We start from the raw sequence: 9,484 nt of genomic DNA on the forward strand, positions 1-9,484 counted from the left end.
AATGAAACGAGTAGTATAGGCGTATGACGGAGGTGTGTGGATTGTCTCACCAGAGCAAGAAACAGATCAAAGTGTGCCTTCCGGAGTGTTTGCTTCATGAATTGGATGGCATGATCGCAAGGGACAATGTAAACCGGAATGAATTTATTCATCAAGCTACCGAATTTTACCTGAAAGAACGGCAGAAGAAAGCAAAACGGGAGACGATGCAGCAAGGGTATGTAGAAATGGCGCAGATTAATCTTCATATTGCCGCAGAGTCTTTTCTTGCTGAAGAAGAAGCGGAACATTCACTTGATACGAGACTAGTCAGTGGAGTGTGAAGGGCTCCTTGGATTTATTCTTTTTTTGTTTCCTAAATTGAATGAAGAGTGCCTGTATCATCGTTAAAAACTAAGAACGGAAAGTTGTTGCTATAGGTGAGCAGCAACTTTTTTTATTTGCGCATGTACGAGAGAAATGAAATAATAGAAACATCTATATATTAAAAGTTACTATGTCAAATGCTTTAACAAAAAATATATAGCTATACGGAGGATAAGTATATGCAGCCGTCCATAATACAAATGATTCATAACCAGCGCCACTACATTATTGATAATTGGCTAGAAGAGATTAATACAGTACAGACAGAGACTGTTGGAAATAATGTACCCAAAGAGATGGACGATGAAACTAATAGAAAGTTTATTGAAATGATTATTGATACATTGGAGTATGAACAACGCGAAGCAAAGGGAAAATTGCGGGGGTTTGTAGAGCGGTTAATTTATTCTGGCTGGCCGCTAAGTTACTTTACAAGGGGAATGCAATCTTTCCGCAGCGTGCTTCTAGAGACGATGTCCTCAGGCGAGGGCGTCAATTCAAAGAGAATTTTCGAGACTTTTTACGAAATAGAAACATGGGTGGACGGGATTGTCAATCAGATCGCGGATGAATATTCGGGATCTTGGGAAAATACGATCCAGCTGCAGCGACATGCTCTTAATGAATTGTCGGCACCACTCATCCCTGTATTTGAGAAGATCAGTGTCATGCCGCTTGTCGGGACCATTGATACAGAGCGGGCAAAGTTAATCATGGAAAATGTTCTGGAAGGCATTATTGAGCACCGCTCGCATGTCGTGTTGATCGACATCACCGGGGTACCGGTTGTCGATACGATGGTAGCGCACCACATTATCCAGGCAGCAGAAGCGATTCGTTTAGTAGGTGCTGAATGCATACTTGTTGGCATCCGTCCGGAAATTGCGCAGACGATCGTAAATCTCGGGATCGATCTCGGCAAGTTACAAACGAAAAGCACGCTCCAACAAGGGATCGAAGCTGGCCTGCAGATGACGCAGCGAAAAATAGTGAAATGTAATACAGAAAGTGCCAGCAGTGTAGTGATCGGAGGATGAAACCAATGCGAATTCCAATTTTGAAGCTTCATAAATATTTACTTATCTCCGTACAAGTTGAGCTTGATGATCAGACTGCTTTGCAGTTTCAGGAAGATCTGCTGAACAAAATTCATCAGGAAGGCTCGCTCGGTGTGGTTATTGATCTAACTTCTGTCGAAATGATAGATTCATATATTGCCAAGGTGCTCGGCGATGTTGTAGATATGTCTAATTTAATGGGGGCAAAAGTAGTCTTGACTGGCATTCAGCCTGCTGTTGCTATTACATTAATAGACATGGGTATTATGCTTCATGAAGTGCCGACTGCACTTGATCTTGAACAAGGGCTGGAAAAACTTCAGCAGGAATTGGAGGACTAAAATGGGCATCCAATCAAATGTTGAAGTTCAGACAGAATGGGGAATTGTTTCTGCCCGCCAAGCAGGAAGAAATCTAGCAAAAGAAGCGGGGTTCAGCAGTGTTGACCAGGCAAGAATCGCGACAGCCATCTCCGAACTTGCAAGAAACATATACTTATATGCGAATAACGGTGAAATCATCATTGAGTTTTTAGAAAATGAAAATGTGTCACCACCTCGACGCGGGATTAAAATTACTGCACGCGACGAAGGTCCAGGTATTGACAATATACGTAATGCGATGGAAGATGGCTATACGACGTCTGGTGGCCTAGGAGCAGGATTGCCGGGTGTCAAACGATTAATGGATGAGTTCGATATAGATTCACGAAGCGGAGTAGGTACTGAAATTACAGCAATCAAGTGGCTCCGTTAAAGGAGGATGAAGGTTGGCTGATACTTTTAGTTCCATGCAGAATCAATACAAAACAATATTAAAGAAATATATTGAGGATAAGAATGAGGTTGTCTTGTACCAAGCACAGCAATTTAGTAAAAAAATATTAGAAAACCAAGTTTCTCCAGAGGAAACCGTAAGTTTCCATCTTGAAGCGATTGATGAGTTTTTTCCGAAGCTGCCTGAAGGGGTTCGGGATTCTTTTGAGTTATTAATAGAAGTGATGATGGGATTTGGGATGGCATATCGGGAGCACCAGAGCCTACGTGACAAACAAAAGGAACTAGAGGCGGAGATTAATGTGGCTGCGAGTATGCAGCAGACTCTGCTACCTGCAAATATTCCAGAAGTAGAGTCGCTGGATATTGGAGTCATCAGCATGCCCGCTACGAAAATGAGTGGTGATTACTATCACTTTATTAAAGATGAAAATGACTGTATCGGACTTGCCATTGCCGATATTATTGGCAAAGGTATTCCGGCTGCGCTCTGTATGTCAATGATTAAGTACGCGATGGACAGCCTTCCGGAACAGCGTCTCCAGCCAGGTGCCTTGCTAGAGAATTTAAACCGGGTAGTGGAGCGGAATGTCGCCGCTAATATGTTCATTACTATGATGTACGGCTCTTATGATCCGCGCATTCATCAATTTTATTATTCCGGTGCGGGGCATGAGCCCGGCTTTTATTACAACTACGCGGAGGATAAATTTGAAGAATTATATGCGAAAGGGCTTGCTCTTGGTATCAAAAGAGAAACAAAGTTTAGGGAATATCACAAACGTGTAGAACCTGGCGATTTTATCGTGCTGTTGTCGGATGGTGTCACGGAGTGCCGGACTGTAGATGGTTTTATTGAGCGAGAGGAAATCATCAGCCTTATTCGGAAGTATCAGCACATGACCGCTCAGGAAATCGTGGACAAGGTCTTTTACGAATTAGAGAGGCTGCAGCACTTTCAACTGAAGGATGATTTTTCGTTAATTATTTTAAGAAGAAAGGTTTAACATCTATAAAATCGGGGAATCCACAAAGCGAAGCAGGTATTAGTAAATGTAAAAAGCCTATTGGCGGTCTAATAAAGGGGCCGCTTTTTTGTTTACAGATAGACGTCTTATAGAGGTGTTTGATAAATAACAGGGGGGTATCGAAATGGATTTAGAACTGCGCACTGTGGAAGGAAAAGGACGTAAGGTGCTGTACGTGGGTGGTGAAATTGATGCTCATACAGCTCCGCAGCTAAAAGATGAGATTATCCCTTTAACCGAGGAACAGGAAACGAAAGTGATTGTTGATTTGACGAACGTGAATTACATTGACAGCACTGGATTGGGGGTTTTTATCGGTGCTCTTAAATCGGCCAAAAACCATAACAGTAAGCTCGAGTTGACCGGTCTTAATGATCGTATTAAAAGGCTGTTCTCTATTACAGGATTGGATGAAGTGATGAACATCGACGAAGATAAGAGGGAGGAAGCCAAGTGATGGACAGACAAGCTCTGGATTATATCGAAATGAAGGTTCCTGCAAAAGCGGAATATGTAGGGGTTGTCAGACTCACCGTATCAGGTGTCGCCAACCGCAGCGGCTATTCGTATGATGATATAGAAGACATGAAAATAGCGGTAGCAGAAGCTTGTACCAATGTTGTCGACCATGCTTACCAAGATAATGGTCAAATGGCAGTCGTTTGCAATATTTACGAAGATCGATTAGAAATTATCGTATCGGACAATGGTCAAAGTTTTAACTTGCAAAACGTTAAGGAAAAACTGGGGCCAATTGATGCTACGAAGCCGGTCGAAGAGCTTAAAGAAGGGGGGCTTGGACTTTTTCTCATTGATTCTCTAATGGACCGCGTGGAGATCAACGGGGGAGCAGGTGTTGCCATAGTGATGACGAAGTTCCTGAAAAGAGATGAGGTGGAACAACATGACGATGGAGTCTCAGCAGCCAACGCGCAAAACCAGTGAAGAAGACAGCGTATATCAATGGATATATCAGTTTCAAGAAGATCCTTCGGAAGAAATCCAAACAAAATTGGTTCAGCACTACGACTCCCTTGTTCAATCACTTGCGCGTAAGTTTTCACGCGGGCAGGATCATGATGAAGATCTTTATCAAGTTGGGATGATCGGTCTGTTGGCAGCACTGCGCCGCTTTGACAACTCCTTTAACCGAAGCTTTGAGTCATTTGCCGTGCCAACGATAGTAGGGGAAATTAAAAGGTTTATCCGTGACAAAACGTGGAGTGTCCATGTACCTAGGCGTATCAAAGAGCTTGGTCCCCGGATAAAAAAAGCGGTAGAAGATTTAACGAATGAGTTGCAGCGGTCACCGCGCGTAGAAGAGATTGCAGCTTACTTAGAAGTAGGCGAAGAAGAAGTCCTGGAGACGATGGAAATGGGTAAAAGCTATCAAGCGCTTTCGGTTGACCGCTCGATTGAAGCCGATCAAGAAGGAAGCGCGGTGACCCTTTTAGATCTCGTCGGTTCCACGGAGCAAGGTTATGAAAAGACGGACCAACAATTATTATTAGAGAAGGCTTTCGCTGTATTGACTGAACGAGAGCGCGAGATCCTGCAATTAACGTATTTTGATAACCTCAGCCAAAAAGAAACAGGCGATCAACTCGGCATTTCACAGATGCATGTTTCGCGTCTTCAGCGCCGTGCGTTGCAGAAATTGCGTGATTCAATCCGGGTAGAGCCGACGGAGTGTTTATGATGAAAGAGGCGACCAACCTAAGTGTCGAGGTAGCAACGTTTCAACAAAGGAAAAAAGGGAATGCCTGCTGTGGTGATGCTTACCGCATCATCGAAACAGACCGTTATTTCCTTTGTGCATTGGCGGATGGTCTCGGAAGTGGGGATGGAGCACACCGCTCTGCAGAAAAGGCGATGCAAGCTGTGGAGGAGTATCAAAAAGAAGAGGTAGACGCCATCCTAAAAGCATGCAATCAGGCGCTTCATGGTGAAAGAGGTGTCGTTATTACTGTATTGAAAGTGGACCTCGCGAAGCGTGAGCTCGTTTATGGTAATGTCGGCAATATTTCTACTTATTTTTTCACTTCAGATCATACCATGCAACGTCCTCTTCCTAGTGCGGGGTATTTATCCGGACGTAAAATAAACTATCGAATAGAAATTCTTCCGCTACCTGATAATTTTTCTTTTGTTTTACATTCGGACGGTATCCGGCTTTCCCACTCCGAACAGCAGGTGATGAAGCGGTTGTTTTCGTTGGAAGCTACGGTGAAGTATTTTGAAAAAAAAGCGCACCAGCAAAATGACGACGTCACAGTAATTGCTGGATTTCTGCCGTAAGAGAGCCCATTGTGGCTCTTTTTTTGTTTGTGGATAGTGAAAAAGGGTTTTAAAGGATAAAATAGAATGAAAAGAGCAGGATACATACTTGAAAGAACAAGGAGATGATTTGCTTATGGGAGTCGCAACCGAAAAGACAGAAGATATATTGATAGATGCGATTACGAAAGAGACGCAATTACATACAACTGCTGTCAAAAATATTATTCAAATGCTCGATGAGGGAAACACTGTACCTTTTATTGCCAGGTATCGGAAAGAAAACAGCGGCGGCGCAGATGAAGTACAAATACGGGCTGTCCAAGAGTCATGGGAATACGGAAAACAATTAAGCGCTCGTAAACAAGAAGTGCTGCGTCTCATCGACGAACAAGGGAAGTTAACGGAAGAGCTGACCGCTTCCATAACCCGGGCAGTCAAGCTGCAAGAGGTAGAAGATTTGTATCGTCCGTACCGAAAGAAGCGGCGAACTCGGGCGACAATAGCAAAAGAGAAAGGACTAGAGCAACTTGCCGACTTTATTTCTTCACAACCGCGTGAAGGAGATATAAAGGAAGCGGCGAGCGCCTACGTATCTGAAGAAAAAGATGTTGAGTCGAGCGAGCAGGCTGTTGAAGGCGCGCTTGATATTATTGCCGAACAAATGGCTGATGACCCGGAAGTGCGAAAAAAAGTCAGGCAATTGACCGCACAACACGGGCTTATCGCGGCTTCTAAAAAGAAAAATGCGGAGGACGCGCAAGGTATTTTCGAAATGTATTATGAGTACGAAGAGCCGGTTCGCTCTGTACCTTCTCACCGTGTCCTGGCGATGAACCGCGGTGAAAAAGAAGCTGTGTTGAAAATCTCCATTCAAATGAAAGAAGAGTTGATTTTTTCTTTCCTGGAGAAACACGTAATCAAACGTTTTGGCTCCCCAGCAGTTCCGTATTTAACGAAAGCATATGAAGATGCGTACAAACGTTTAATTGCGCCAGCAGTAGAGAGGGAATTACGGAATGAACTATCGGAAAAAGCGGAAGAACAGGCAATCCATATTTTTTCCGAAAACCTTAAAAATCTTCTCTTACAGCCGCCGATGAAAGGAAAGGTTGTATTAGGGGTCGATCCTGCCTACCGAACAGGTTGCAAACTTGCAGTTATTAACGAAGTCGGGAAGCTATTAGATATCGCGGTTATCTATCCAGTACCCCCGCGAAATGAAGTGGCGAAATCGAAGGAAACGGTAGAACGAATGATTGACAAGTACGGTGTCGAAGTTATTGTCATTGGGAACGGTACTGCTTCCAGGGAAACAGAAGAGTTTGTTGCTGAAGTTATTGCCGAACGTGGACAAGGGGTATCGTATTTAATCGTAAATGAAGCGGGCGCCAGTGTATACTCGGCTTCACCACTCGGGAGGGAAGAGTTCCCTGATCTGGAAGTAGAGGAAAGAAGTGCGGTGTCGATTGCCCGCCGTTTTCAAGATCCGTTGGCTGAACTCGTGAAAATTGACCCTAAATCGGTAGGGGTCGGCCAGTATCAGCACGATGTGTCACAGACCAAGTTGAATGATTCATTGAAATTCGTTGTTGAGACAGCTGTGAATCAGGTCGGTGTGAATGTGAACAGTGCTTCTGCGAGCTTGCTTCAATATGTAGCCGGGCTGTCTAAAGCAGTAGCAAATAACATTATTAAAGCACGCGATGAAAAAGGCAGGTTTCAGAATCGCAAAGAATTACAAAGCATCCCGAGGCTCGGCGCGAAAACGTTTGAACAAGCAGCTGGTTTTTTACGAGTGCCAGACGGAGAAGAACCCCTTGATCAGACAGCGATTCATCCGGAAAGTTATAAAGTAGCCGGGAAGCTTTTAGAGTTTATCGGAGTAAATGCGAAGGAGGCAGGAACAGAAACGATAAAAGAAAAGCTTGAACAAGTCGATGTTGAGAGCATGGCTCGTGAGTGGGGAACGGGTATTCCGACACTTCGAGACATCATCGAAGACTTAAAAAGGCCGAATCGTGATCCGCGTGATGAGCTGCCGCTTCCTATTTTGAAAAAAGGGGTCATGAAAATGGAGGACCTCGAAAAAGGAATGGAACTACAAGGGACGGTAAGAAACGTCGTCGATTTTGGGGCGTTTGTTGATATTGGTGTAAAGCAAGATGGGCTCGTGCACATTTCCAAACTTGCATCCCGCTTTATTAAACATCCTATGGAAGTTGTTTCTGTTGGAGAAGTGGTGACGGTCTGGATTGAAGAAGTGAATGTGGATAAAGGCCGTATCTCCTTAACGATGCTTCCCCCTGCTGCACAGGTATAGTATAATGATGGAGAGATAGAAACGATAGAATTAGCGGGGAGGTTCTTGTTAAAAAAGGACCTACCCCGCTTTAGTTATTTGTTAAGCGCCGTCTTTCTGCTTCTGTTTGTATTGATAGTCAAACCAACATTGATTCAAAACCCGGATTTCATAGCGGTTTTTTTCACTAAACGCTTTCTCAAGTTGTCTCCTAAACCAGCCGGGCATAATATATGACCTCCTGAACAATCGTATTGGCAAAGGGCATACTGGATGTTGTGATCTGCTGCCATTAGTATATGCAGCACGGTTTGTCTTAATTGACTAGAAAAGGGGGAGAGGGATATGAACGACTACGACCTGACCGTATTAACACGCGAGCTGTCCATGAAATATTTCGGTAAGCCGTTCCAGCACCAGGCTGCTTTTAATAAAAGACTGCGCACAACCGGTGGACGATACATGCTCTCTACTCACAATATCGAAATTAACCCGAAGCATTACGAGAAGTTTGGCCGCGATGAGCTTATTTCGATATTAAAACATGAGCTTTGCCATTACCATCTTCATATTGAAGGAAGAGGTTACAAGCATTCAGATCAAGAATTCAAGTCGTTGCTGGAAAAGGTTGGAGGGAGTCGTTATTGCCAAGCCTTGCCGCAAATCCAATCAAAACGAAAAACGGTTCATTATTATGAATGCATGTCCTGCAAAACACGCTATACACGCTACAGGCGTATGGATACAACGAAATTTGTTTGCGGAAAATGCCGCGGCAACCTAAAAAAAATATAAAAAAGCCTTGATCTTTGTTTCTCTCCTATGGTATATTGTAAAAGTCGCTCGGGACAACGTTACAAAACACCGAGAGAACAAAGAAAAAGATAAAAAAAGTAGTTGACATTACATAAGCGATTGAGTTACACTGTAAATTGTCGCTGACCACCACATTCCACAGTAGCTCAGTGGTAGAGCTATCGGCTGTTAACCGATCGGTCGCAGGTTCGAATCCTGCCTGTGGAGCCATATGGAGAAGTACCCAAGTGGCTGAAGGGGCTCCCCTGCTAAGGGAGTAGGTCGTGTAAGCGGCGCGAGGGTTCAAATCCCTCCTTCTCCGCCACCTTTAAAAATGGTAACACATAGAACATGAGATTAAGGACGGCCCGTTGGTCAAGTGGTTAAGACACCGCCCTTTCACGGCGGTAACAGGGGTTCGAATCCCCTACGGGTCACCACGTTTTGGAGGATTAGCTCAGCTGGGAGAGCACCTGCCTTACAAGCAGGGGGTCGGCAGTTCGAACCTGTCATCCTCCACCATAAAATCAACAGATCGAATAAGTTCCCGCTAGCTTCCGAGACTATAAAATAGTAGAAGCAAGAAGGTCGAGGGAACAAACGAGTTGAAGAAGGAACGTGCTACGGCACGTGACGACTGAAACGAGAGCAGATGACGAAGAGAGACTCACAATGTTTTCATCGACTTTTTGTAAAGAAGAAGCAAGAAGGTCGAGGAAACAAGCGAGTTGAAGAAGGAACGTGCTATGGCACGTGACGACTGAAACGAGAGCAGATGACGAAGAGAGAATCACAATGTTTTCATCGACTTTTTGTAAAGAAGAAGCAAGAAGGTCGAGGAAACAAGCGAGTTGAAGAAGGAACGTGCTATGGCACGTGACG

13 protein-coding genes and 4 tRNA genes are annotated in these 9,484 nt (G+C 44.2%); 15 read left to right on the top strand and 2 right to left on the bottom strand.

All coding sequences use genetic code 11. The features are described 5' to 3' along the window. Positions 1 to 32: 32 nt before the first annotated feature. From LOR49_RS14180 to LOR49_RS14225, 10 genes are all read left to right on the top strand, one after another. Positions 33 to 323, top strand: a complete 291-nt coding sequence (locus LOR49_RS14180) for an antitoxin (RefSeq protein ID WP_420830482.1) — start codon at positions 33 to 35, stop codon at positions 321 to 323. A 222-nt stretch (positions 324 to 545) separates the two neighbouring features. Continuing rightward, a complete protein-coding gene (locus tag LOR49_RS14185) occupies positions 546 to 1,403 on the top strand; it encodes an STAS domain-containing protein (protein ID WP_240377435.1) in 858 nt (285 codons plus the stop codon). Between the two features lie 5 nt (positions 1,404 to 1,408). Continuing rightward, positions 1,409 to 1,765 carry an STAS domain-containing protein gene (locus tag LOR49_RS14190; protein ID WP_275899675.1) on the top strand — a complete coding sequence of 119 codons (357 nt, stop codon included), beginning with the start codon at positions 1,409 to 1,411 and terminating at the stop codon, positions 1,763 to 1,765. Between the two features lies 1 nt (position 1,766). Next, the gene (locus LOR49_RS14195) at positions 1,767 to 2,180 is read left to right on the top strand and encodes an anti-sigma regulatory factor (RefSeq protein WP_240377437.1); all 414 of its coding nucleotides are present in this window, start codon (positions 1,767 to 1,769) and stop codon (positions 2,178 to 2,180) included. Between the two features lie 34 nt (positions 2,181 to 2,214). After that, entirely contained in the window at positions 2,215 to 3,207 is a 993-nt protein-coding gene (locus LOR49_RS14200; protein ID WP_240377453.1) for a PP2C family protein-serine/threonine phosphatase, read from the top strand. A 145-nt stretch (positions 3,208 to 3,352) separates the two neighbouring features. Then, complete coding sequence (locus LOR49_RS14205; RefSeq protein ID WP_240377438.1) at positions 3,353 to 3,685, top strand: STAS domain-containing protein; 333 nt, start codon at positions 3,353 to 3,355, stop codon at positions 3,683 to 3,685. Continuing rightward, positions 3,685 to 4,173, top strand: coding sequence for an anti-sigma B factor RsbW (gene rsbW / locus LOR49_RS14210; protein WP_275899684.1), 489 nt, complete (start codon positions 3,685 to 3,687; stop codon positions 4,171 to 4,173). Before LOR49_RS14205 ends, rsbW begins: the two co-directional genes overlap by 1 nt. Then, positions 4,133 to 4,927: an RNA polymerase sigma factor SigB gene (gene sigB / locus LOR49_RS14215; protein WP_240377441.1), complete on the top strand. Its 795-nt coding sequence runs from the start codon at positions 4,133 to 4,135 to the stop codon at positions 4,925 to 4,927. The genes rsbW and sigB overlap by 41 nt, the downstream gene beginning before the upstream one ends. Then, on the top strand, positions 4,924 to 5,526 hold the full coding sequence (locus tag LOR49_RS14220; RefSeq protein WP_240377443.1) for a SpoIIE family protein phosphatase: 603 nt from the start codon (positions 4,924 to 4,926) through the stop codon (positions 5,524 to 5,526). Before sigB ends, LOR49_RS14220 begins: the two co-directional genes overlap by 4 nt. A gap of 115 nt (positions 5,527 to 5,641) precedes the next feature. Beyond that, entirely contained in the window at positions 5,642 to 7,828 is a 2,187-nt protein-coding gene (locus LOR49_RS14225; protein WP_240377454.1) for a Tex family protein, read from the top strand. 81 nt (positions 7,829 to 7,909) lie between these two features. Here LOR49_RS14225 and cmpA read toward each other — a convergent pair whose 3' ends face one another. Next, positions 7,910 to 8,035, bottom strand: a complete 126-nt coding sequence (gene cmpA, locus LOR49_RS14230; RefSeq protein WP_240377445.1) for a cortex morphogenetic protein CmpA — start codon at positions 8,033 to 8,035, stop codon at positions 7,910 to 7,912. Positions 8,036 to 8,152: 117 nt separating this feature from the next. Here cmpA and LOR49_RS14235 point away from each other — a divergent pair, with 117 nt between their 5' ends. The 5 genes from LOR49_RS14235 (at position 8,153) to LOR49_RS14255 (ending at position 9,124) form a co-directional block, all read left to right on the top strand. Continuing rightward, entirely contained in the window at positions 8,153 to 8,602 is a 450-nt protein-coding gene (locus LOR49_RS14235; protein ID WP_240377446.1) for a SprT family protein, read from the top strand. A 156-nt stretch (positions 8,603 to 8,758) separates the two neighbouring features. Beyond that, positions 8,759 to 8,833 (top strand) — tRNA-Asn (locus tag LOR49_RS14240). A gap of 3 nt (positions 8,834 to 8,836) precedes the next feature. Continuing rightward, positions 8,837 to 8,927, top strand: a tRNA-Ser gene (locus tag LOR49_RS14245). Positions 8,928 to 8,967: 40 nt separating this feature from the next. Beyond that, positions 8,968 to 9,042: transfer RNA gene (locus LOR49_RS14250), tRNA-Glu, on the top strand. A 6-nt stretch (positions 9,043 to 9,048) separates the two neighbouring features. Further along, positions 9,049 to 9,124, top strand: a tRNA-Val gene (locus LOR49_RS14255). Between the two features lie 41 nt (positions 9,125 to 9,165). On the opposite strand, the gene LOR49_RS14260 is transcribed toward LOR49_RS14255, so the two are convergent. Beyond that, positions 9,166 to 9,484 (bottom strand): hypothetical protein (locus LOR49_RS14260; protein WP_240377448.1); only part of this gene is annotated, 319 nt, incomplete at its 5' end.

The sequence above is a fragment of the Bacillus piscicola genome, assembly GCF_022458745.1.
GTDB lineage: Bacteria > Bacillota > Bacilli > Bacillales > Marinococcaceae > Alteribacillus_A > Alteribacillus_A piscicola.